This is a genomic window from Serratia sp. HNCC26DJ244, assembly GCF_057180565.1.
This window is the reverse complement of the sequence record NZ_JBXUGO010000112.1, coordinates 1-547: the sequence shown is the minus strand read 5'-3', so window position 1 is coordinate 547 and position 547 is coordinate 1. Positions and strand designations below refer to the sequence as shown.

Annotated in this window: 1 protein-coding gene; it reads left to right on the top strand. The window is 49.2% G+C overall.

Annotated elements, in window-relative coordinates; all coding sequences use genetic code 11:
• A partial coding sequence (locus tag AC2A06_RS18825; RefSeq protein WP_484381294.1) for an FG-GAP repeat domain-containing protein occupies positions 1–547 on the top strand: 547 nt, incomplete at both ends.

Sequence of the window (547 nt, the reverse complement as noted above, 5' to 3'; positions counted from 1 at the left end):
TTTTGGTAAGGTAGATATTTATTCCAATGTATTCCGCAATGACGGCCATGAAGATGCCGGTGATAGAGCCATTTCCATGACCTATGGCGATTACAACGGTGATGGTTGGTTGGATCTGTTCCTGAGCCGTGGTTCTAAAGGCGGGAATAACAGTGATGAAAGCCGTATCTACCTGAACGATGGTAAAGGGAATCTGTTAACGCAGGATGTTGATGCATTATGGTTTGGCGATAGCCTTGATGGCGGGATCTCAATGGCCGTTGACTGGAACCACGATGGTAAGATGGATATCGTTGAAGTTCCACGCTCAGGTGTTACTGCTAGTCCGCAACTTTATCTGAACCAGGGGACTAATACCTGGTGGAATACTGCGCCAGTGAAGTTGACCGCAACCACCTACAGTAATCTGACGGGTGCAGTCGCCCTGGATTATGACTGGGATGGATCAATGGACCTGGTGCTGTATCGTTCAGGTGCAGATGGCGCAGTGGTGTCGAGTGATAATGCCGCACCGACCTTGCTGGTGAAAAACACCAACATTGCCGCT